This window comes from Aeromonas sp. EERV15, assembly GCF_900079845.1.
GTDB classification, from domain to species: domain Bacteria; phylum Pseudomonadota; class Gammaproteobacteria; order Enterobacterales; family Aeromonadaceae; genus Aeromonas; species Aeromonas sobria.
This window is the reverse complement of sequence record NZ_FKKY02000002.1, coordinates 211,060-233,701: the sequence shown is the minus strand read 5'-3', so window position 1 is coordinate 233,701 and position 22,642 is coordinate 211,060. Positions and strand designations below refer to the sequence as shown.

Here is a 22,642-nt window from a genome sequence, read left to right as displayed (position 1 = left end):
AAGCGATGAGAGTGTTGAAATTTGGCGGGTCTTCACTGGCCGATGCAGAGCGTTTTTTACGAGTGGCCGATATCGCGGTCAACACCCACGGCCAATCTCAGGTAGCCCTGGTGCTGTCTGCTCCTGCCAAGGTGACCAATCATCTGGTGGCGCTGGTGGAACAGACCAGTCGCGGCATGGATGCCAGTTCCACCCTGTTTGAAGTGAACGGCATCTTCTCCCGCCTGCTGGCCGGGTTGAAGGCGGCTTATCCGGCGCTCGATGACAAGGCGCTGCTGTCCCGTCTCACCGCCGAGCTGGATCAGGTGGAGCGGTTGATGCAGGGTATTCGTCTGCTGGGCCTCTGCCCGGACAACGTGCAGGCGCGCATCCTGAGCCGTGGCGAGAACCTCTCCATCGCCTTTATGCACGAGCTGCTGCGGGTACGCGGTCTGGAAGTGGCTCTGATCGTGCCGGAAGAGCTGCTGGCCACCGACGGTGGCTATCTGGAAGCCCATGTCGATATCGAAGCCTCCCGCCTGCGCTTTGCCGCCAAGGGATTACGCAGCGACTGCCTTTACTTGATGCCGGGCTTTACCGGTGGTAGCGACAAGGGGGAAACCGTGCTGCTGGGCCGCAACGGCTCCGACTACTCCGCCGCCGTGCTGGCCGCCTGTGTCGATGCCGAGTGCTGCGAAATCTGGACTGACGTCGAGGGCTGCTACAGCTGTGACCCCCGTCTGGTGCCGGATGCCTACCTGCTGAAAACCCTCTCCTACAAGGAGGCGATGGAGCTCTCCTACTTCGGTGCCAAGGTGCTGCACCCGAAAACCATCGCGCCGGTGGCCCAGTTCCATATTCCCTGCCTCATCAAGAACAGCTTCAACCCGCAAGGGGCGGGCACTCTGATCGGCCCCGAGAGCGGCGATGATGACCTCAAAGTGAAGGCCATCTCCGACTTGTCCGGTATGTGCATGTTCAACGTCTCCGGCCCCGGCATGAAGGGGATGGTCGGCATGGCCGGTCGCATCTTCTCCGCCGTCTCCCGCGCCGGGGTCAGCATCGTGCTGATCACCCAGTCATCCTCCGAATACAGCGTCAGCTTCTGTATCCACAGCTACGACCAGGAGAAGACCCGCAAGGTGCTGGAGCGCGAGTTCGAGCTCGAATTCAAAAACCAGCTGCTGGAGCCGCTGGATATCATCAGCGATCTGGCGATCATCTCCCTGATCGGTGACGGCATGCGCACCAGCAAGGGGATGGCGGCCCGCTTCTTCACCTCGCTGGCGCAAGCCTCCATCAATATCGTTGCCATCGCCCAAGGCTCCAGCGAGCGCTCCATCTCTGCGGTGGTGCGGGATCGTAAGGTGGCGGAAGCCATCAAGGCGTGCCACCAGAACTTCTTTGGCAGCCAGCAGTTTATCGATCTCTTCGTGGTCGGGGTCGGTGGCGTCGGCGCTGCGCTGGTGGATCAAATCGCCCGCCAGCAACCGGTACTGGCCGAGCAGGGCACCGGCCTGCGGGTAGTGGGTATCGCCAACAGCCGCCAGATGGCGGTCAACAAGGATGGCCTGAACCTCGCCAACTGGCGCGAACAGCTGGTAGAAGCCCGTGACAGCTTCTCGCTGGAAGGGGTGAAAAAGCTGGTTGAAGATAGCCATATCATCAACCCGGTGATCGTTGACTGCACATCCTCCGAGGCGGTTGCCGTCCAGTATGCCGACTTCCTGGCCGCCGGTTTCCACGTGGTCACCCCGAACAAGAAGGCCAATACCGGCTCGCTCGATTACTACAAGGCGCTGCGCCGCACCGCCCGCCAGACCCGTCGCAAGTTCCTGTACGAGACCAACGTCGGCGCGGGCCTGCCGGTTATCGAGAATCTGCAGAACCTCATCAAGGCCGGTGACAAGCTGCGCGCCTTCGACGGCATTCTGTCCGGTTCCCTCTCCTTTATCTTCGGCAAGCTGGATGAAGGGATGGCCTTCTCTGAAGCCACCAAGATTGCTCGCAGCAACGGCTTTACCGAGCCGGATCCCCGCGACGATCTCAACGGCATGGATGTGGCGCGCAAGCTGCTCATTCTGGCCCGCGAGGCCGGCATGGCGCTGGAGCTCTCCGATGTAGACGTGGAGCAGGCGCTGCCGCCGGGCTTCGATGTGAGTGGCGATGTGGAAGCCTTTATGGCCCGCCTGCCTGAAGCCGACGGCTGGTTCCGCGATCAGTTCGCCGCAGCGCAGCGTGAAGGCAAGGTGCTGCGCTATGTGGGTTCCATCGAGGGTGGCAAGTGCAAGGTGGCCATCAAGGCGGTCGGTGGCGATGAGCCGCTGTTCAAGGTCAAAGACGGGGAGAACGCGCTCGCCTTCTTCTCCACCTACTACCAGCCGATCCCGCTGGTGCTGCGCGGCTATGGCGCCGGTACCGAAGTGACTGCGGCGGGCGTCTTTGCCGACGTGCTGCGCACCCAGAACTGGAAGCAGGAGCTATAAGCATGAGTTCAGACATGTACCCCTCTTATATGACGGACGGCGGCAGCGTGGTTGCCTATGCACCCGCCTCCAGCGCCAACCTGAGCGTGGGATTCGATGTACTGGGGGCGGCGCTCGCCCCCGTTGATGGCTCTCTGCTCGGCGACCGGGTGCAGGTGAAAGGATCTGACGTGCCTTTTGCGCTGTCCTCTGTGGGCCGCTACGCCCACAAGCTGCCGGACGATCCGAAAAAGAATATCCTCTATGACTGCTGGGTCGCCTATGGCGAGGCGCTGGAGAAGCGTGGCCTGACACTCAAGTCGCTCGAAATGGTGCTGGAGAAGAACCTGCCGGTGGGCTCGGGTCTGGGTTCCAGCGCCTGTAGCGTGGTGGCGGCCCTTGAAGGGCTCAACGCCTTCCATGGCGAGCCGCTTAATGAACACGACATGCTGCTGCTGATGGGGGAGATGGAGGGGCGCATCTCCGGCTCTGTCCACTACGACAACGTGGCCCCCTGCTATCTCGGCGGCATGCAGCTGGTGCTGGAAGAGCACGGCGTTATCAGCCAGGGCATTCCGGTGTTCGAACAGTGGTACTGGGTGGTCTGCTATCCGGGTACTGTGGTCTCCACCGCCGCCGCCCGCGCCATCCTGCCGGCCCAATATCGCCGTCAGGATTGCCTCACTTACGGCCGCCGCCTGGCTGCCTTTGTCCACGCCAGCTATACCGGGCAGGAGCCACTGGCGGCGAGCGTCTTGAAAGACGTGATTGCCGAACCCTACCGCGCGGCGCTGATCGAAGGCTTTAACGAGGTGCGGGCGCAGGCGGCCCAGAACGGGGCGCTGGCCACCGGCATCTCCGGCTCCGGCCCCACCGTATTTGTGGTGATGAAGGAGCTGGCGCAGGCCGAACGAATGAAGGATTGGATGGAAGCACATTTTGTGCAGAACGAAGATGGATTTGCCCGGGTCTGCAAACTGGACATGGCCGGGGCACGGGTAACAGGAAGCGAGCTATGAATCTCTACAACATCAAGGACAACAGCGAACAGGTGAGCTTCGCGCAGGCGGTGCGTCAGGGCTTGGGTCGCGAACAGGGGCTCTTCTTCCCCGAACAACTCGAACCGCTCGCCGATGTGGATGCCCTGCTCGATCTGCCGCTGGCCGAACGCTCTGCCCGCATCATCAGCCACCTGCTGGGGGACGAAGTGCCCGCCGCCAAGGTGAGCGAGCTGATCGATGCCGCCTTCACCTTCCCGGCGCCGCTGGTCAAATTGAAAGATGGCACCTATGCCCTTGAGCTGTTCCACGGCCCGACCCTGGCGTTCAAGGATTTCGGCGGCCGCTTTATGGCCCAGTGCCTCGCGGCGTTCCGCACTAACGACAAAATTACTATCCTCACCGCCACCTCCGGCGACACCGGCGCCGCCGTGGCCCACGCCTTCTACGGGCTGGAGGGGATCGAGGTGGTCATTCTCTACCCCAAGGGCAAGATCAGCCCGCTGCAGGAGAAGCTCTTCTGCACCCTCGGCGGCAATATCCGCACCATCGCCATCGACGGCGACTTCGATGCCTGTCAGGCGCTGGTGAAAGATGCCTTTGACGACGAGGCGCTGAAAAAGGCCATTGGCCTCAACTCCGCCAACTCCATCAATATCAGCCGTCTGCTGGCGCAGGTTTGCTACTACTTCGAGGCGGTGGCCCAACTGCCCAAAGCCGATCGCGTCAAGGCGGTCATCAGCGTGCCGTCCGGCAACTTTGGCAACCTCACCGCAGGGCTGATCGCCAAGGCGCTGGGGCTGCCGGTGAAGCGCTTTATCGCCGCCACCAACGCCAACGATACCGTGCCGCGCTACCTGAAAACCGGTCAGTGGGAGCCGCACCAGACAGTGGCAACCCTGTCGAATGCCATGGATGTGAGCCGCCCCAACAACTGGCCACGAGTAGAAGAGCTCTGCCGTCGCAAGGGCTGGGCGCTGGAGACCCTGGGGGCAGGTATGCGTGACGACGCCCAGACTCGCGATGCGTTGAAACGCCTGCACCAGCTGGATTACCTGTGCGAACCCCACGGCGCCATTGCCTGGGATCTGCTGGGGGAACAGCTGGCCGAGGATGAAGTAGGGGTGTTCCTCTGCACCGCTCATCCGGCCAAGTTCAAGGAGTCGGTGGACGAGATCCTGAGTCTGGATGTACCGCTGCCCGGCCCGCTGGCCAAACACGCCGAGCTGCCGCTGCTTTCCGTTAATTTGCCAGCGGAGTTTGCCCGGTTAAGGGCCTTTCTGCTCGGCTAAATACCTATGCCCCCCGCTTTTATAAAGAGAGCGGGGGATTTTTTTATCCGAAATCCGGCGGGCAACCGCCCCACCCGCCACTGAGGAGCAACGATGAATCCACATCCCTTGCGCGTACTGGATAGAGACCTTTGACGCCGACATCTCCCGGCGCGACTTCGACGCCCTGATGGCCTTCTACGCCGAGGACGCCTCCTTGGTGGTGAAACCCGTCGCGCCACCAATGTCTTTCGCAATGAGCTTGATGGGCTGTGGCGCTGCACCATAGATAATTCCTATGGGACGTCATTGCTGGATGTAACCCTATAAGTTGCAGATCCTGCTGATGGCGATGGTCCAACAGCTCGAGTTGAAAATCTGGGATACCCACCTTTCTATCTTGTCTCCTCCGCTTGGCATCTGCTCCTGTGTCAGGCATTGCCACGTCCAAACGAGCTGTTTGTCAGGTAAAAAGCCGCTCAATTGTCTGATCTTGGCCTTTTTGCTCGAGTCAAAATTCGTGATGGCAGAGGCTGCTCGCCGAGCTGTGGCTGGCTGGAAAAGGTGGGTGTCCCAGATTTCGTTAACGGCGGTCTATGTGTTATCTTGTGGGCTATATAATCCATTCACTCGAAGATGTAAATCCATGGAACAGCGCCTCTTTCAGCTAAGACAATTTCTCGCAACTGGAGTGCGTAACCCATTGGAACTCCGCGCTTTTCTTGGGATTAGTCAACCGACGCTTTCTCGCGCCCTAAACAAAATTCGTGAAGAGATAATCACAATCGGGAAAGGAAGATCCATTCATTATGCTCTTCGTGACACTTACGATGGAGTAAGGCCAGAACACATCTACCGTGTCGGGACTGATGGTGAGGTGGAGCTTATAGGAACTCTCACCCCGGTACAGCCGGAGGGGTTCGTCATCGGATCTGACGAATACGGAAGAGAGCGCTTTGATGGCCTGCCATGGTGGCTCTACGACATGCGCCCTCAAGGCTACTTGGGGAGGGCATACGCCTCCGCATATGCGGAAGAATTAGATCTTCCCAATGACCCGAAGTTTTGGAGTGAAAAAGATGTCATCAAGGCCCTGGCTCTGCACGGACATGATGCGACCGGCAACCTGCTAATTGGCGAGGGGGCATGCGAGGATTTCATGAACATGACTTTTCCTGTTCCCGTCAATCGGCAGTTGAATTATCCGGCAATGGCTCGAGCAGCCAGCGATGGGGAGATCCCCGGGTCTTCCGCTGGTGGCGAACAGCCCAAGTTCTGCACCTATACCGATTATGGTCATGTGATAGTTAAGTTCACCATCGCAGCCGGCAATCAGATAAGCGAGAGATGGGCTGACCTACTATTGGCCGAGCACATTGCTCTTGATGTTCTCGGTGTGCCTACCTACGTGTTCGATTTTGGCGACCAGCGATTCCTCGAGATCCCAAGGTTCGACCGAGTAGGGGTGAGAGGAAGAGTTGGCATGCTCTCTCTTGAAGCATTGAACCTAGAGTTTGTAGGGGCGCCGCCAGGTCATTGGCCAACGCTGGTCAAAAGACTTGCTCAAGATGGGCATGTGCGACCCGAGGCATGTGATGAAACAGAATTTCGCTGGGCGTTCGGTAGGTTGATCGGGAACACTGACATGCATAGAGGTAATCTCTCATTCGTAACCAGCGGGGGAAGACCTTATAGCTTGTCTCCGGCTTACGACATATTGCCAATGTGCTTTTCTCCCAAGACAAGCGGCGAAGTGCCTGACACCCTGACGCCTATAGTCGTTTCAGGCCATGCGAGCCAAGACAATTGGATAAGAGCGCTGGAACACGCGAGAGTATTCCTTGAGAAGATAAGGAACCATGAAGGCTTCTCGGATAGATTCAGGCCGTGTATTGACGCTATCGCGTTCAACATTGGACAAGCATCGATACAAATCAACACACGGCATTAAACGTAGAGAGATGACCAATGCCAATTCACCATCATCAGTGCCGAAAGTGCTACTGCACCGTTCGAATTGACCTTCAAAACCTCACCGAGGAGGAGGATAAGATTTACGAGCAGGGAGGGGAGGTCAAGACAGTTTGGTTGGATGAAGAGACCTGTGACATGTGCGAGCGGGAAGAAAAGCGTTAGGGGAACCAATGACGCTCATTGGAACCTATCGGGTGGGACTTGGGTGGAGATCTGGCGATCCAAAGGACTTGGCGTAGAATCCCTTGCCGTAGCAGTTGGCAACCCGGCTTGCCGATTGCCTGCGCCTGCCAGACTCCACTGATGGCGAAGTCTGGCCACTGCTGCGCCTCGCCCCGTTCCCGCCAAGCGAGCGTTGCTTTGTCGGGGTGATGTGGCACCCCGAGCGGCAGGGGCTGGCAGTGCGCTTCTCTGAACGAAAAAATGAGACGCCCACCTTTTTGATCACTACGTCATCCCACGAAAACCCGGGCTACCGCCCATGGACAGCAGCGTCCAATATGCGCCATGGCCATCAAGGTGGACCTCAGCAAGGCGGATCTCACAGCTAGTTCAATAGGTTTTGCCGGTGCTATTGCGATGAGATCTTCTGGCTTCACTGGTCACAACATGACGTAGCAATCTGAGCATCCGCGCGCTATGTGCCAGCACCATAAATGAGTGGAAGTGGTACTGGCTGGCGCTTTGCCGGGTGGTACCTGCAGATGGTGGCTCTGTCGGTTATTCCACAGGGTGGACGGCGGGGCAGCATAGCTGGTTGCTATTGGATTTGGATGATAGATTAAAACCTTGATTTATAAGGTTAATTGAGGTGTTTAAATGACAAACGTATCTGTAGCGCTGGTCGCTCTGCTGTTGACAGGGGTCGCTCAGGCCGCTCCTGCGGTCTTCTCCCCCGAGTCGGGTGTATTATGCGACAAGAAGGCGGGTTTTTGTGCCGACACTCAGGGGATCTCTATGGGGTTGACTCAGGTCCATCTGGGCGACAAGGCGCAAGACAAACTGGTGAAAATATTCGGTTCGACCGACGGGGTTGATATGGGCAGCTACACCTTGAGCAATGGTGTGCACTGCGAGAGCAGTGAACAGCAGTGTTACAAGGATCGTTACTTTCCACGCACCAAAGAGAGCAAATACACCGCCATGCTGTTCAAAAAGAGCAAGTAACGGCGCCACGGTTTGCAACGGGGGAGCATGGCTCCCCTTTTTGTTGCCCGATTGCCAAGCCAGACGCAGGGTTGGCGCGCGAGGCTTGTATCGGGGTGGCAATAGCGACACTATTGACTCCTTTTTTGGGTTCCGCAGAGGCGCAGCCATGACCCGTCGTCACCGGACGAGGGGAGGGTCTTTGGCGAGGTGCTGCTGTGCGGGATAAAAAGGAGCAGAGCAGGATGATGGAAGAGCAAGAGTGGCGCTGGCTACATGAACCGGCCGAGTGGCACCAGACCAGCGACGGCTTGCAGGTGGTGACAGACCAGCAGACCGATTTTTGGCGCAGCACCTGGTATGGCTTCGAGCGCCACAGCGGGCATCTCTATGGCTGTGAGGTGGCGGGGGAGTTTACCTTTCAGGTCTGTGTCGAAGGGGAGTTCACCACCCTCTACGATCAGGCGGGATTGATGCTGCTGCAAGACGACGCGCACTGGCTCAAGGCGGGCATCGAGTACAACGATGCCCAGCCGATGATCGGCAGCGTGTTGACCAATCCGCGATCTGATTGGGCCACCGGCATTTTCACCGGCAATCCGCGCCGTTTCTGGCTGCGGCTGACCCGGCTGGCAGATTGCCTGCGTCTGCAATACTCCACCGATGGCAAGGTGTGGCCGCTGCTGCGCCTCGCCCCGTTCCCGTCAGGCGAGCGCTGCTTTATCGGGGTGATGTGCTGCACGCCGGAGCGGCAGGGGCTGGCGGTGCGCTTCTCTGACTTGCGCCTCACGCCGCCCCTTGGCAAGGCGCTGCATGATTTGAGTTAGTTACTCGACCCACAGTTGGCGCTAACCGGCAGAACCAACAATGTCATCGGCCTGTTGCGCCAGTTGCAAGGTCTATCGAGCGGGAGGGCAGTCGCCCTCCCGCTTTTTTATACCGGTTGTCCGGGATGTCAGGAATGGCGGGTGACAGTGATGGGCAAGCCGTAGCAAGCAACGTCGAAAAGCATGCGGCATGTAACGTAGCAGACAACAAGTTGCTGGAACTGGGATCTCGATCGGGGCAACAGGACTTTTGTCCTGCAAGGGGAGGCCGGGCGGGGGCTAGGATGCGCCCATCCACACGAGTCAAACTGGAGCACAACAATCATGACCGCTCATATCAATGCCAACCCGGGCGATTTCGCCGAGACCGTCATCATGCCGGGGGATCCGCTGCGGGCCCGCTATATCGCCGAGACGTTTCTGACCGATGTGCGCGAGGTGACCAATGTGCGCAACATGCTGGGCTACACCGGCTATTACAACGGCCAGCGCATCTCGGTGATGGGCCACGGCATGGGGATCCCCTCCATGGTGCTCTACGCCCACGAGCTGGTGAACGACTTCGGGGTCAAGCGCATCATCCGTATCGGCAGTCTGGGGGCGACCCAGCGTCACGTGCAGATGCGTGACGTGATCCTGGCGCAGGCGGCAGGCACCGATTCCCCCACCAATGCCAAGCGCAGCGCCGGTTACCAGATGGCTACTTCGGCCGACTTCGCCCTGCTGCACAAGGCATTCACTCTGGCGCAGGAGAAGGCCATTCCGGTCAAGGTGGGCAATATCTTCACCGGTGATCTCTATTACGATCCGGACGAAAACCTCATTCCGGCGCTGGAGAAGTTCGGCGTGCTCGGCATCGACATGGAGGTGGCCGGTCTCTACGGGCTGGCCCATCAGCAAGGGATCGAGGCGCTCGCCATCCTGACGGTCTCCGACCATTGTCTGACCGGTGAAGAGACCACGGCCGAAGAGCGGCAGCTCTCCTTCAACCAGATGATCGAGCTGGCGCTGCATACCGCGCTGTAAGCGCCGCCGCTCAGCCAGCCCTGCCCGCACCCTGACCCCTATGAGAGATCCAATATGAACAATAAGCTCTCCCTCACTGCCATCAGCTTCCTGGCCAACTTTGTGATGGCCGGTTTTGCGACCCAGTTCGGCATGCTGATCGAACCCATCGCCGCCAAGTTTGGCGCCGATGTCAATCAAGTGGCTTCCATCTTCTCCCTGCTTAACGGCGGGGCGCTAGCGGGCACCATAGCCGCCTTCTTCCTCATCGAGAAGGTGGGGCTCAAGCGGATGACGCTGCTCTGCTATGGCCTGATCGCGATGGCAGCGGCATCGCTCCATCTGACCGGCTCGCTCTATGTGGTGATGGCGGCGATGACGGTGATTGGCCTGTGTGGCGGGGTGGGGCTCTGCATTGCGGGCACCCTGGTGGTTAGCGTCTGGAAGGAGCGGATGCAGAGCACCATGTTGGTGGTGCAGGATGCCACCTTCAACGTGGCCGGGGTGGTCTTCCCGCTCATCACCACTTATACCCTGACCCACGCCATGGCGTGGAGCTGGAGCTATCTGGCGGTCGGCGTAGTGGCGCTGGCGACCATGCTGGTGGCTGTACTGACCAATTTCCGCAGCTGCGAGGCGGGCGGCGAGAGCGCCGGTAACGAGCACTCCGAGTGGAACCTTGGCATCATCAGCGGCGGGTTGGGACTCTTTCTCGGCATGCTGGCGCTTTACACCTTCCTCACCTGGGCGCCCATGTTCGTGAAGAACAAGTTCGGCATCCCCTTCGAGGAGGCGGGCAACATTATCACCCAGTACTGGACGGCAGCCCTGCTCGGCGCGTTGGTTTCGACCGCTATCGTGACCCGCATTGCGATCCGCACCTTCCTGCTGGTGATCATCACCCTGGCGATGGGGATGACGGCCCTGATCGTTACCACCGACAATCTAAGCCAGCTGCCTTACCTCACCTATGGTTACGGCTTTGTCTGCGCCGCGCTCTACAACGCCTTTATTGCCTACGGAGTATCGTTTGTGCGCCAAGCATCGAGCAAGAACGTCTCCTATATCCTCATTAGCGGCAGCGCGGGGGCCATGTTCAGCCCGGCCATCAGCGCCCTGTTCGAGCAGGTGATTGGCTTGCAGGCAGTGATGTACGCCATCCCGCTGATCTACGGCGTGATCCTCGCCATGCTGGTGGCTTCGCTGCGGATGGCCCGACCCCAGCCCTGTCTGGCCTGAGCGGGAGAGTAAACAGCAAGAGGGGCGGTATCGACCGCCCCTCTTTTTATCCTGTTATTGCGACTTGTTGACGGGCGTTGCCTGCTTTGTTTATGGCTGCTCCAGAAACGCTTTGAGCCCCGCCAGATCACGGATCTGTAATCCCTCCTCGCCGCGTGCCACTAGCCCCTGATCCATCAGCTCTTTTACTGCTCGCCGGTAGACCCTGTCCGTAGTGCCGAAGCGTTCTGCCTCCTGATACCCCTTGCGAAAGCCGCTCACCGGGTTGTCGTGGCAGTGGCTGTGATAGAGGTCGAGGGCAATGTTGTAGCTGATGGGGTAGAGCATGCGGCAGGTGAAGATATCCACTGTGTCCTGATAGTCGATGGCAATGGCGGTGGCAAAAAAGAGCGCCACCTTGGGGTGGGCAACCAGCGCTTGCTCCAGCTGCTCGCCGTCGATGCGAGCAACCTCAAGAGGCTCCTCGGCGATGATGTCGAGCTGGCAGCGATAGCCGGTGAAGAACTCCATCTCGCCAAACAGCTGGTTGTCGCAGTCCAGGGTGCCGAGCTGAAAGCGGCGGCCGTTCATGGCGGTGTGGCCCATGGCGATGCGGCCGCTCGGCACCAGCACCAGATCCCGCAACAGCTCTCCCTGATGCATAAGAGGCTCCCCCTCGGGGATAAGGCGCCACTCCGTGATGCAGGATTGAACTACCTGCACGATAAGATCGTGGCTGGCCTGCCAGTGGGGCTGAAAGCGGCCCTTGAGAAGGGGTTTGAGTTGCATGAAGTGCGCGCGCCTGCTGAAAACAAACGGCTATTACACACGCTTGCATCGGGATATACCAGCTCTCCACATCCAACTCCCCCCATCCCCCCAACCACGCCACACCAAGATGGCGGGTGAGGATTCAGAAAGGCGGATCTGCATGGCGGGAGCTGCCCTGTTTCTGGTCGTTTCAAGTGGCTGGTGGCGAGTGCATTTTGGTGTGTGATCCTGATCGCCAGTCCGCTCAATTGTTGCATCTTTGAAAAGACGTATCCCAATACTGTGTTAAGATGCAGGCCGCTTCATTGTCTCTGAAACTATCCCCATGCTGCTTCAAGTTCACAATCTGAGCTGCGTGCGTGAAGATCGCACTCTGTTTGAACATCTCTCTTTCTCGGTTTCACCCGGCGATCTGGTGCAAATTGAAGGCCCCAACGGGGTTGGCAAGACCAGCCTGTTGCGGTTGTTAACCGGGCTGTCACAGCCGTTTGCCGGTGAGGTGTGCTGGAATGGGGAGAATATTCGTCACTGCCGTGATGAGTATCATGCCGATCTGCTCTATCTGGGCCATCAGCCCGGTGTCAAAGCGGCCCTGACACCCTTTGAAAACCTGACCTTCTACCAGCAGTTACATCATCCTGCAGATGCGGATGCCGACCTGTGGCAGATATTGGCACGGGTTGGGCTTGCCGGTTTTGAAGAGCATCCAACCGGGCAGCTTTCCGCTGGTCAGCAACGTCGGGTGGCCTTGGCGCGGCTCTGGTTGTCAGCCAAACCGGCGCTCTGGATCCTCGATGAACCCTTTACCGCCATCGACAAGCAGGGGGTGAAGGTGCTGGAACAGCTGTTTTTGGCCCACGCAGATCGGGGCGGCATGGTGATCCTCACTACCCATCAGGATCTGACCCTGATGCAGGGGCGGTTGAAAACCCTGTCGCTGACCCCCTTCTCCTTGACGCCCCTGTTGCAGGAGTAACCCTATGTTGCGCGCCGCAATGCACCTGATCCGCCGTGAACTGTTGATGGCTCTGCGTCAGCGTTCCGATATTCTTAATCCGCTGTGGTTTTTCCTCATCGTTATTACCCTGTTTCCGCTTGGCATTGGCCCGGAGCCCAAGCTGTTGGCCCGCATTGCCCCCGGCATTATCTGGGTGGCGGCGCTGTTGGCGGCCATGTTGTCGCTGGAGCGACTGTTTCGCGATGACTTCAGTGATGGCGCGCTGGAGCAGATGATGCTGATGCCCCATCCACTGGGATTGCTGGCGCTGGCGAAAGTGGTGGCTCACTGGCTGCTGACCGGATTGCCGCTGCTGCTGATCTCACCCTTGCTGGCGATCTTGCTGTCGCTGGATATGAACACCTATCTGGCGGTGGTCGCGACGCTGGCACTGGGCACCCCGGTGCTGAGTTTACTGGGGGCGGTGGGCGTTGCCCTGACGGTTGGATTGCGCAAGGGCGGGGTGCTGCTCAGTCTGCTGATCCTGCCGCTCTATATTCCGGTATTGATTTTTGCTACCTCTGCCATCGATGCAGCGGGAATGCACTTGCCCTATGGCGGACAACTTGCCATCTTGGCAGCCATGTTGGTTGGCGCCCTGATGCTGACACCGCTGGCCGTCTCGGCGGCATTGCGGGTCAGTCTTAACTGATGATGGGTTGGGCAAGAGAGAGGTGGCTCCGTACGGAGCATTGTGCTGAAAAATAAAGTTGCGATGGATCAAGGATAGTGCCGCTTATTGCTTTCGGGGTATTTGATGCCGCCCCGTGGTCGGTATGGTAGGCCTCGCCAAACGATTAATAACAAAAGGTTTTGTGAGCTATGTGGAAATGGTTGCACCCTTATGCCAAACCGGAGCGGGCCTATCAGCTGGCCGGTACTCTGTTGCCCTGGTTTGCGGTGATTAGTCTGCTCTCGTTTGTGATAGGTACCATCTGGGGGTTAGCGTTTGCGCCTGCGGATTACCAGCAGGGGGATTCCTTCCGGATCATCTATATCCATGTGCCATCCGCCATTCTCTCGATGGGGGCCTACTCCACCATGGCGGTAGCGGCCTTTATCGGTCTGGTGTGGCAACTGCGGATGGCGGATATGACGGTGGCGGCCATTGCGCCGGTCGGCGCCGTGTTCACCTTTATCGCCCTTTTTACCGGTGCCGCCTGGGGCAAGCCCATGTGGGGCACCTGGTGGGTCTGGGACGCACGGTTGACCTCCGAGCTTATTCTGTTGTTCCTCTATCTGGGGGTCATTGCCCTCTACAACGCCTTTAGCGACAAGGTAGTCGCGGGCCGTGCCGCTGGCATTCTGGCACTGGTGGGGGTGATCAATCTGCCGATCATTCACTACTCGGTGGAGTGGTGGAACACCCTGCATCAGGGGGCCAGCATCACCAAGTTTGATAAACCCTCTATTTCCCCCGAGATGCTGTGGCCGCTGCTGATCATGATCCTGGCGTTTGCCGCGTTTCTTGGCGCCCTCACCCTGATGCGGTTTCGCAATGAGCTGCTGATGCGGGAGTGGCATCGCCCCTGGGTCAAACAGCTTGCCGAGCAGGAGAAGTAAGCATGCACTTTGCCTCTTTCAGTGAATTTATGGCGATGGGCGGTTACGCCTTTTATGTCTGGTTATCGTTTGGTATCACGTTCGCCTGCCTGATCGGCATCATCATTTCGACTCGTATCAAGACCCGCAGCCTGCTGGGGGAGTTGCGTAGCAAACAGGCTAGTGAGGCTCGTCGCATGGCGGCCCGGCAGATGGAGAACACCCTATGAACCCGAGACGAAAGAAACGCCTCACCATCATCCTGGCGATCAGCACTGGTTGTGCCTTGGTGATTGGGCTGATCCTCTATGCCCTCAGCCAGAATATCGACCTCTTCTATACCCCGAGCGAGCTGGTGCAAGGCAAGGGACCGGACAAGATCAAGCCGGAAGAGGGGCAGCGTCTGCGCATTGGTGGACTGGTGGTACCGGGCTCGGTGCAGCGGGATCCCCAGAGCCTCAAGGTGGCGTTCAAGCTGGTGGATAACGGTGGCCATCTGGTGACCGTCGAGTTTGACGGCATCCTGCCGGATCTGTTCCGCGAAGGGCAGGGCATTGTCGCACAGGGCACCCTCAAGGATGCCACGACCGTGGAGGCGTTCGAGGTGCTGGCCAAGCACGATGAGAACTACATGCCGCCGGAAGTGGCCGATGCCACCAATGGCATGCATTTCAAGCCCGAATATACCGAGGTGCAGCTGAAGGGAGCCAAGCCGTGATCCCTGCGGTGTTTGCCTTTTCTGCTTTGCTTGCCGTTCGTGATGCGGCTGTTGTCACCGTTCAATTGAAAGGAATCCCGTCATGATCCCGGAATTAGGTCAGTTTGCGCTGATCCTCTCCTTTGCTACCGCCCTGCTGCTGGGGAGCTATCCGCTGCTTGGCGCCAGCTGGGGGCGCCTTGGCATGATGTCGGCGGCCCGCCCGCTCGCCTATGCCCAGTTTTTGTTGCTGCTGTTGTCGTTCCTCTGTCTGGCCTGGGCCTTTATCGACAACGATTTTACCGTGCAGTATGTGGCCACTAACTCCAACAGCTTGCTGCCACTGGCTTATCGTATCTCGGCGGTGTGGGGTGCTCATGAAGGCTCTTTGCTGCTGTGGGTGCTGACTCTGGGAGGCTGGACTGCGGCGGTGGCCATGTTCAGTCGCCAATTGCCGCTGGATGCGGTGGCGCGGGTGCTGGGTGTATTGGGGCTGATCTCGGTTGGTTTCACTGCCTTTGTGCTCTTTACCTCTGATCCCTTTACCCGTACGTTGCCCTATTTCCCGGTGGATGGTCGCGACCTCAACCCGCTGCTGCAGGATCCGGGTCTGATCTTCCATCCGCCCATGCTCTACATGGGCTATGTGGGTTTCTCGGTGGCCTTTGCCTTTGCCATCGCCTCCTTGATGACCGGTCGCCTCGATGCGACCTGGGCGCGCTGGTCACGCCCGTGGACCATGGCAGCTTGGGTATTCTTGACTCTCGGTATCGTGCTGGGCTCATGGTGGGCTTATTACGAGCTCGGCTGGGGCGGCTGGTGGTTCTGGGATCCGGTAGAAAATGCCTCCTTTATGCCCTGGCTGGCGGGTACGGCGTTGCTCCATTCACTGGCGGTGAGCGAAAAGCGGGCCAGCTTCAAGGCCTGGACTGTGCTGCTGGCGCTCTCGGCCTTCTCGTTGAGTCTGCTGGGGACCTTCCTGGTGCGCTCCGGGGTGCTGGTGTCGGTGCATGCGTTTGCCTCTGACCCGACCCGCGGTCTGTTTATTCTCGGCTTCCTGCTGGCGGTGGTCGGTTCATCCTTGCTGCTGTTTGCCTTTAAAGGCTCTCAGGTGAAGAGCCACGGCAAGCACGAGCTGTGGAGCCGCGAGACGCTGCTGCTGGCTAATAACATCATGCTGATGGCGGCGCTGTTGACCGTGCTGCTCGGCACCCTGTTGCCGCTGGTCCACAAGGAGCTGGGGCTGGGTAGCATCTCGATTGGTACACCTTTCTTCAACCACATCTATAGCTGGTTGATCATTCCGTTTGCCCTGCTGTTGGGGGTTGGCCCGCTGTTCCGCTGGCGTCGTCAGCAGTTGGGAGAGCTCAAAGGCAAGGTGATCTTCGCCTTGGCGCTGAGCCTGGCCACAGCCCTGGTGCTGCCGCTGACGTTTGCCGAGACCTTCAAGCCGTGGGCGGCGCTGGGGATTGGTCTGGGTGCCTGGATCATCATCACCAGCGTGCAGGAGACCTGGATCCGTGCCACTCACAAGCACCCGTTTCAGGTGGGGGTGCGCAAGCTGGGTAACAGTCACTGGGCGATGATTTTGGGCCATGTGGGGCTGGCGGTCAGCATCATAGGTATCGCTTGCACCCAAAACTACAGCATTGAGAAGGATCTGCGGATGCAGGCCGGTGATCGGGTGCAGTTTGCCGATTACGAGTTTGTCTTCACCGGGATCAAAGAGAAGAATGGCCCCAACTACGATGGCTTCAAGGGCGTGCTGGAAGTCCACAAGAACGGCAAGCAGGTGGCGCTGCTCAAGCCAGAGAAGCGGATGTATAAAGTGTCGCGAATGCCAATGACCGAAGCTGCCATCGATGCCGGTATCACCCGTGATCTCTATGCGGCGCTCGGCGAGCAGCTCGATAACGGTGCCTGGGCGGTACGGATTTACTACAAGCCCTTCGTGCGCTGGATCTGGTTTGGCGGTGTCTTTATGGCGATCGGTGGGGTGCTGTCGATGCTCGACAAGCGTTACCGTTTCGGCCGTCGTGAAGAGGAGGCCAAGGCATGAGCAAGAAGACCTGGTTATTCCTGATCCCCTTTATTGTGTTCCTGCTGGGGGCTGTGTTTCTGTTTAAAGGACTCTATTCCGATCCCACCAAGCTCGAATCCGTGATGGTTGGCAAGGAGGTGCCGGTGTTCACCTTGCAGGACATTTATGATCTGGACAAGCAGCACGACCGCACCATCCTGACCGGCCGCCCCATGTTGCTCAATGTCTGGGCCACCTGGTGCCCGACCTGCTACGGCGAGCATACCTACCTCAAGCAGCTGGCGGGGCAGGGTGTTCCCATCATCGGCATGAACTACAAGGATGAGCGCGACAAGGCGATCAAATGGCTGGCGGAGCTGGGCAACCCCTATCAGGTCAACCTCTATGATCCGGACGGTATGCTGGGGCTGGATCTGGGGGTCTACGGCGCGCCCGAGACCTTCTTTATCGACAGTCAGGGGATCATTCGCTATCGCCACGTAGGGGATATCAACCCCGAGAATTGGGCCGCGACCCTCAAACCCATCTTTGATGCCATGAAGTGAAGGTGAACCGGATGAGAGTAGTGATTGCATCCCTGCTGCTGGTGTTGGGATTGGCCATACAAGCCCCGGCCATGGCCGCCATCGATGTCTATACCTTCGACAGCGATAATCAGGAACAGATATTTCGTGAGTTAACCAAGGAGCTGCGCTGCCCCAAGTGCCAGAACCAGGATATCGCCGACTCCAATGCGGGGCTGGCCAAGGACTTGCGCGACAAGACCTACCAGATGGTGCGCGAGGGCAAGGATAAAGAGCAGATAGTGGATTACATGGTGGCCCGCTATGGCAACTTTATTCTCTATAGCCCGCCCCTGATGGCTTCCACCCTGATCCTGTGGCTGGGTCCCTTGCTGGTGATCCTCATCGGCGGCGCCGTGGTCGTGATGCGCAACCGCCGCGCTCCTGTGCTGACCAAGAAAACGGATAATGGCCTTAGTGAAGAGGAGCGGCGCCGTCTGGCCGAGTTGCTCAAAGAGGAAGAGAAACAATGACCGCCTTTTGGATAGTGATCGCGGCCCTGTTGGTGCTGGTGAGTCTGGTGTTGGTGGTGCCGCTGTGGCGTGGTGAAGGCAAACAGAGCATTAGTCGTTCGGCGCTCAACAAACAGCTCTATCGCCAGCGGCTGCTGGAGATTGGCGAAGAGCGCGAGCAGGGTGTACTGGCCGAAGAGTCTGATTCGCTGGTCGAGCTGCAGCGAAGCCTGTTGGATGATATTCCCGACGTGGAGCAAACCGCACGGGGTGGCAAGAGTCTGATCTGGATCCCTGGTGTGGTGGTACTGGTGGTGGTGAGCCTTGGGCTTTACTACAAACTGGGCTCCTGGCAGGAGGTGAGCCGCTGGCAAGATGCCAGCAGCCGTCTGGGGGAGCTGAGCAATCGCATTCTGGTGGAGCGGGACGCCCAGGTGACCGAGCAGGATCTGCTGGATTTCACGCTGGCACTGCGTACCCGTCTCAAGGCTGAACCGAATGACTATCGCGGCTGGTTACTGCTGGGGCGCTTGGCGCTCGATGGCAATGATCCCGAGATGGCCAGTGAAGCGCTGGAGCGGGCCTATGGGCTGGCACCACAAAAGTCGCTGGTGGCTGTGCCCTACGCCCAGGCGTTGATGATGACGGGGGATGAGGCGCAAGCGGATGCCCTGTTGCAGGCCGCTATCGCCCAGGATCCGGACAATATCGAAGCTCGGTCAGTCTATGCCTTCATGGCGCTGCAAAAAGAGGATTTCCAGACAGCATTGACCCGCTGGCAACTCATGTTGCCGCTGATGGAGAAAGGAACTCCCCGCTACGTGATGGTCGAGCGCTCCATGGAATATGCCCGCGCGCAGCTCAAGCAACGGGGTATCGAGGTGACAAACGCTGGCGCAGCCAGTGAGCTCGATGTGGCAGGGCAGCAGTTTGCGGTGAAGGAGGGGGAGTTCCCCATCCATATCACCCTGGCGGCCGGCATTCAGCTGCCGGAAGATGCCCATCTGTTCGTCTTTGCCGTGGTGCCCAATGGTCCGCCCATGCCCATCGCGGTGAAGCGTATCGCCGGGCCAGCGCTGCCAGTCACCCTCTCGCTGGGTGATGGCGATGCCATGATGGAAGGCAGCAAGTTGGCCGCCTACCCGGAGCTGCAATTCAAGGCACGTCTCTCCCGAGGCGGTAATGTAATGAATAAAGAGGGGGCCTTTGAAGGGGTATCTGTGCCGGTTAAGACGGCTGATATTCCCACCGTGCCGATTGACATCCGCATCGATCACGCCCTCTAATATGCCTTTGGATAACCCGGCCCCTGGATAGGGGCCGGGTTATCTATACTTCTGATAAATCAAAATAAAACGTCAGGATCCCCATATGCATTTTCGTTCAGGAACCCTCCTGTCAGCTTTATTGCTGGCTGGGTGTGCCGGTGGCCCCCCGAAACCAGGCCCAGAGAGCCTGGATCTTAATCCCGGTATCAATCATCCGGGCGCTACCAGTACGGCAGCCGATCCTCGTGACCCCTTCCAAGGTGCCAACCGGGCAATGTGGGCGGTCAACTATGATGTGCTGGAGCCCTATGTGGCACGTCCTGTGGTACATGCCTATGCCCGCTACATTCCGGTGGGGGTGAAGGATGGCATTGCCAACTTTGTTGCCAACTTTGATGAACCGAGCAGCATGGTGAACCATCTGATCACTGGCGATTTGAAAGGGGCGGGAACCAACCTGGGGCGCTTTACCGTCAACACCACGGTCGGTTTGCTGGGGATCTTCGATGTGGCCAAGCATGCCGGCCTCGAGCGCAACAAGCTGGAGATGGATACAGTACTGGGCAAGGCTGATATAGGTGATGGTGCCTATATCATGGTGCCTGTTTACGGCCCGACCACCACCCGTGAGCTGGTCGGCGATACGATTGATAGCCTCTATTTCCCCTATGCCTTGCTGACTTTCCCGATAAAGTTCGCACATTGGGCTCTGGATGGCTTGGGAAAACGTGCCAAGCTGATCGATCAGGAGCGGATCATCGACAATGCCCTCGATCCTTATGCGCTAACCAAGGATTTCTATCTGCAGTACAATCAGGGCAAGGTGACGGGCAAGCAGTCTGAGCTGACAGAGTCTCAGCAAGAGCAGGCTGATGATGCCAATCTCGATGAGTATATGGATGAGCTGGATCAGTAATCTCGACCAGTGAAGAGACAAGGCGCCGCTGGGCGCCTTTTGTATTTATGGCGCGGTTGTCTTGGCACTCACCATAAAAAACGCCCCGCAGAGCGGGGCGTTTTGGCAAGAGGGGCTAATTAGGCAGCCAAGTTCTTGGCCGCGAATTCCCAGTTGACCAGAGTCCAGAAGGTTTCCATGTACTTCGGACGCATGTTGCGGAAGTCGATGTAGTAGGCGTGCTCCCACAGGTCAACGGTCAGCAGCGGGGTAGTACCCGCTTCGGTCAACGGGCAACCGGCGTTAGAGGTGTTGACGATGGCCAGAGAGCCGTCTGCTTTCTTCACCAACCAAGTCCAGCTGGAGCCGAAGTTGCCGATGGCAGATTTGGTGAAGGCATCTTTGAACTCGGCGAAAGAACCAAACGCCTTGTTGATGGCTGCGGCCAGATCGCCAGTGGGCTCACCACCGCCATTCGGGGAGAGGCAGTGCCAGTAGAAGGTGTGGTTCCAGATCTGGGCGGCGTTGTTGAAGATGCCAGCGCTGGAGGTCTTGATGATCTCTTCCAGAGACTTGCCTTCAAACTCGGTACCCGGCACCAGATTGTTCAGGTTGACCACATAGGTGTTGTGGTGCTTGCCGTGGTGATATTCCAGAGTTTCCTGGGAGATGTGCGGTTCCAGAGCATTGATTGCATAGGGCAGAGCGGGAAGTTCGAATGCCATTTTCTACTCTCCATTGGCTGGTCCGTGCGAAAGCGACGGTTGCAAGACATTGCATACTCTTTTCTATATGTGAAAAGAGTTGTTTTTAAAATGATGGGGCTGGGTAGCCCAAAGCCAAGGGATTGTAGCAGCATCAAAGATGGCCTAACAACTCTTGATTGGCGCCATGATCGCGATCAAGCCCGCCTCTGTTCTTTGGGTAATTCGTTCATTGTCGGCCCTTTGTCGGGTTGTACTCGGACAAGATTGCAGTAGAATGACTGCCGAAATCGCTCTAGTGAGGCACCTATGGAAACTATTGAAAAGATTAAGCAGCAGCTGGCTGATAACCCCATCATTCTCTTCATGAAGGGCTCCCCCAAGCTACCCAGCTGTGGCTTCTCTGCCCAGGCCTCCCAGGCTCTGATGTCCTGCGGCGAGCCGTTTGCATACGTTGATATCCTGCAAAATCCGGATATCCGCGCCGAATTGCCAAAATTCGCCAACTGGCCGACCTTCCCCCAGCTGTGGGTTGAGGGTGAGCTGATCGGCGGCTGTGACATCATGATCGAGATGTTCCAGGCTGGCGAGTTGCAGACCCTGATCAAGGAAACTGCCGCCAAGTACAAGCAGGATGACGCCGCCGCCGAGTAAGCGGACACCGTCATTACCTATGTTGTTAAAGGCTATGTCCCAATTACGTGTTGCATGGGGTGCCCCAGCGCCTCATGCAAACACGCTTTGATATTCATACCCTTCCCGTAACGCTCCAGCATCCTGCGCCAACCCAGATAACTCCTCAGGTAATGAGTTGCCACGCCATGAAAGCGCACCATCCATTCTTTCAATCGATGGTGATATCCGTTTACATGTTGAATGTGGAATGCTCCTACCACACGCTCACCCTGACGATTGCGCACTACTTGATGAGTCACTCCCTGCACTTTACTGAAACTGGCATACACGCCCGCGCCATCGCTACACAGCACGGCATCCGGCGAGACAAGGGGCTTCAACACCGAGATAACTGTTTCGGCATTCATCTTTTCCAACTGAAAATCTGCATGGTGACCAGCACGGTCCTGCACCACCATCACCGGGATGTAATCCGGCCCGGTTCCCCGGGTTCGCCCCTTGCCACCACGATGTCGTGCCGGGCGCGGCAGTCCCCGTTGCCCCTTGAACGATTCGAGGAAGAAGGTCTCATCGACCTCAACGATACCCTCTTCCAGAGTGGCTTGATGGGCGGCCATCGCACGCAAGAAGCGGTGACGCCAGAGGAACGCGGTGTTCTTGCTGACCCCGCAACGCAGCGCTGCCTGGCGGACAGTCAGTCCTTCAATAAGGGCTTGCGCATAGTCTTCCCAGCACTGCGCTTTACGTAATCTGGCCAAGGGGGTCTTGGTCAGCACTGTGCTGGTGCGCAGACACAGTTTGCAACGGTAGCGACGTAGTCCGCGACTCCATCCCCAGGGTGCCAGCTGATTGGCATCGGCCTGACAATGTGGGCAACCGCTGCATGCAGGTAGTTGGGTATTGAGTGAGGTAATGGTGTGGGGCGCCATGAGCTCCTGCCGGGCAACACGGCGTTGGCGCAGGGTAAGCTGTGGAAAGAGAGATAACAGGTGTTGAAAGGCTGGGGTATCCATGATGGTAGACCTCAAGGTGATGGCCTACTTCAAGCTTAGTCTTTCAACACATAATTGGGACAGAGCCTTGTTAAAGGGAGCCATTATGGCTCCCTTTTTTATCGAATTGTGGCGCTTGGCAGGTAGCACAGCACCGATGTGGTGTGTTGATATAAGGTAATAGATAGTCGAAAAAGGCAT

Annotated in this window: 22 protein-coding genes and 1 pseudogene; 20 read left to right on the top strand and 3 right to left on the bottom strand. The window is 58.2% G+C overall.

The window, feature by feature from the left end:
- Positions 1-5: 5 nt before the first annotated feature.
- The 9 genes and pseudogenes from thrA to tsgA all read left to right on the top strand — a co-directional run bounded on the left by thrA (position 6) and on the right by tsgA (position 10,904).
- Positions 6-2,465, top strand: coding sequence for a bifunctional aspartate kinase/homoserine dehydrogenase I (thrA, locus tag BN4575_RS02910; protein WP_068977068.1), 2,460 nt, complete (start codon positions 6-8; stop codon positions 2,463-2,465).
- Positions 2,466-2,467: 2 nt separating this feature from the next.
- Complete coding sequence (gene thrB, locus BN4575_RS02905; RefSeq protein WP_068977067.1) at positions 2,468-3,463, top strand: homoserine kinase; 996 nt, start codon at positions 2,468-2,470, stop codon at positions 3,461-3,463.
- Complete coding sequence (gene thrC, locus BN4575_RS02900; RefSeq protein ID WP_068977066.1) at positions 3,460-4,734, top strand: threonine synthase; 1,275 nt, start codon at positions 3,460-3,462, stop codon at positions 4,732-4,734. Before thrB ends, thrC begins: the two co-directional genes overlap by 4 nt.
- Positions 4,735-4,827: 93 nt before the next feature.
- Positions 4,828-5,043 (top strand): annotated as a pseudogene (locus tag BN4575_RS22405) (hypothetical protein).
- A 316-nt stretch (positions 5,044-5,359) separates the two neighbouring features.
- Complete coding sequence (gene yjjJ, locus BN4575_RS02895) at positions 5,360-6,664, top strand: type II toxin-antitoxin system HipA family toxin YjjJ (RefSeq protein WP_083220983.1); 1,305 nt, start codon at positions 5,360-5,362, stop codon at positions 6,662-6,664.
- A gap of 842 nt (positions 6,665-7,506) precedes the next feature.
- Positions 7,507-7,854, top strand: coding sequence for a YcgJ family protein (locus tag BN4575_RS02890; RefSeq protein WP_068977065.1), 348 nt, complete (start codon positions 7,507-7,509; stop codon positions 7,852-7,854).
- 224 nt (positions 7,855-8,078) lie between these two features.
- Positions 8,079-8,660: a DUF1349 domain-containing protein gene (locus BN4575_RS02885; RefSeq protein ID WP_068977064.1), complete on the top strand. Its 582-nt coding sequence runs from the start codon at positions 8,079-8,081 to the stop codon at positions 8,658-8,660.
- 324 nt (positions 8,661-8,984) lie between these two features.
- Positions 8,985-9,686 carry a purine-nucleoside phosphorylase gene (gene deoD / locus BN4575_RS02880; protein WP_068977063.1) on the top strand — a complete coding sequence of 234 codons (702 nt, stop codon included), beginning with the start codon at positions 8,985-8,987 and terminating at the stop codon, positions 9,684-9,686.
- A gap of 54 nt (positions 9,687-9,740) precedes the next feature.
- Complete coding sequence (tsgA, locus tag BN4575_RS02875) at positions 9,741-10,904, top strand: MFS transporter TsgA (RefSeq protein ID WP_068977062.1); 1,164 nt, start codon at positions 9,741-9,743, stop codon at positions 10,902-10,904.
- Between the two features lie 90 nt (positions 10,905-10,994).
- Here the strand turns inward: tsgA and BN4575_RS02870 are convergent, their stop codons facing one another.
- A complete protein-coding gene (locus BN4575_RS02870; RefSeq protein ID WP_068977061.1) occupies positions 10,995-11,672 on the bottom strand; it encodes a Crp/Fnr family transcriptional regulator in 678 nt (225 codons plus the stop codon).
- Between the two features lie 307 nt (positions 11,673-11,979).
- Between BN4575_RS02870 and ccmA the strand changes: the two genes are divergently transcribed.
- The 10 genes from ccmA (at position 11,980) to BN4575_RS02820 (ending at position 20,130) form a co-directional block, all read left to right on the top strand.
- A complete protein-coding gene (gene ccmA, locus BN4575_RS02865; RefSeq protein ID WP_042020688.1) occupies positions 11,980-12,630 on the top strand; it encodes a cytochrome c biogenesis heme-transporting ATPase CcmA in 651 nt (216 codons plus the stop codon).
- Positions 12,631-12,634: 4 nt separating this feature from the next.
- Entirely contained in the window at positions 12,635-13,303 is a 669-nt protein-coding gene (ccmB, locus tag BN4575_RS02860; RefSeq protein WP_068977060.1) for a heme exporter protein CcmB, read from the top strand.
- 170 nt (positions 13,304-13,473) lie between these two features.
- Positions 13,474-14,214: a heme ABC transporter permease gene (locus BN4575_RS02855; protein ID WP_068977059.1), complete on the top strand. Its 741-nt coding sequence runs from the start codon at positions 13,474-13,476 to the stop codon at positions 14,212-14,214.
- Between the two features lie 2 nt (positions 14,215-14,216).
- Positions 14,217-14,423: a heme exporter protein CcmD gene (gene ccmD / locus BN4575_RS02850; protein ID WP_068977058.1), complete on the top strand. Its 207-nt coding sequence runs from the start codon at positions 14,217-14,219 to the stop codon at positions 14,421-14,423.
- Positions 14,420-14,911: a cytochrome c maturation protein CcmE gene (gene ccmE, locus BN4575_RS02845; protein ID WP_068977057.1), complete on the top strand. Its 492-nt coding sequence runs from the start codon at positions 14,420-14,422 to the stop codon at positions 14,909-14,911. Before ccmD ends, ccmE begins: the two co-directional genes overlap by 4 nt.
- Before the next feature lie 82 nt (positions 14,912-14,993).
- Positions 14,994-16,949: a heme lyase CcmF/NrfE family subunit gene (locus BN4575_RS02840; RefSeq protein WP_068977056.1), complete on the top strand. Its 1,956-nt coding sequence runs from the start codon at positions 14,994-14,996 to the stop codon at positions 16,947-16,949.
- Positions 16,946-17,476: a DsbE family thiol:disulfide interchange protein gene (locus BN4575_RS02835; RefSeq protein ID WP_042020699.1), complete on the top strand. Its 531-nt coding sequence runs from the start codon at positions 16,946-16,948 to the stop codon at positions 17,474-17,476. Before BN4575_RS02840 ends, BN4575_RS02835 begins: the two co-directional genes overlap by 4 nt.
- An 11-nt stretch (positions 17,477-17,487) precedes the next feature.
- Positions 17,488-17,967, top strand: coding sequence for a cytochrome c-type biogenesis protein (locus tag BN4575_RS02830; protein WP_068977055.1), 480 nt, complete (start codon positions 17,488-17,490; stop codon positions 17,965-17,967).
- Positions 17,964-19,232 (top strand): c-type cytochrome biogenesis protein CcmI, encoded by a 1,269-nt coding sequence (gene ccmI / locus BN4575_RS02825; protein WP_068977054.1) that lies wholly within the window; start codon positions 17,964-17,966, stop codon positions 19,230-19,232. Before BN4575_RS02830 ends, ccmI begins: the two co-directional genes overlap by 4 nt.
- An 85-nt stretch (positions 19,233-19,317) precedes the next feature.
- Positions 19,318-20,130, top strand: coding sequence for an MlaA family lipoprotein (locus tag BN4575_RS02820; RefSeq protein WP_068977053.1), 813 nt, complete (start codon positions 19,318-19,320; stop codon positions 20,128-20,130).
- Between the two features lie 119 nt (positions 20,131-20,249).
- Here the strand turns inward: BN4575_RS02820 and sodB are convergent, their stop codons facing one another.
- The gene (sodB, locus tag BN4575_RS02815) at positions 20,250-20,834 is read right to left on the bottom strand and encodes a superoxide dismutase [Fe] (protein WP_068977052.1); all 585 of its coding nucleotides are present in this window, start codon (positions 20,832-20,834) and stop codon (positions 20,250-20,252) included.
- A 288-nt stretch (positions 20,835-21,122) separates the two neighbouring features.
- Here sodB and BN4575_RS02810 point away from each other — a divergent pair, with 288 nt between their 5' ends.
- On the top strand, positions 21,123-21,467 hold the full coding sequence (locus BN4575_RS02810; protein WP_068977051.1) for a Grx4 family monothiol glutaredoxin: 345 nt from the start codon (positions 21,123-21,125) through the stop codon (positions 21,465-21,467).
- Between the two features lie 32 nt (positions 21,468-21,499).
- Here the strand turns inward: BN4575_RS02810 and BN4575_RS02805 are convergent, their stop codons facing one another.
- Positions 21,500-22,462, bottom strand: a complete 963-nt coding sequence (locus BN4575_RS02805) for an IS1595 family transposase (protein ID WP_068977050.1) — start codon at positions 22,460-22,462, stop codon at positions 21,500-21,502.
- Between the last annotated feature and the right edge of the window lie 180 nt (positions 22,463-22,642).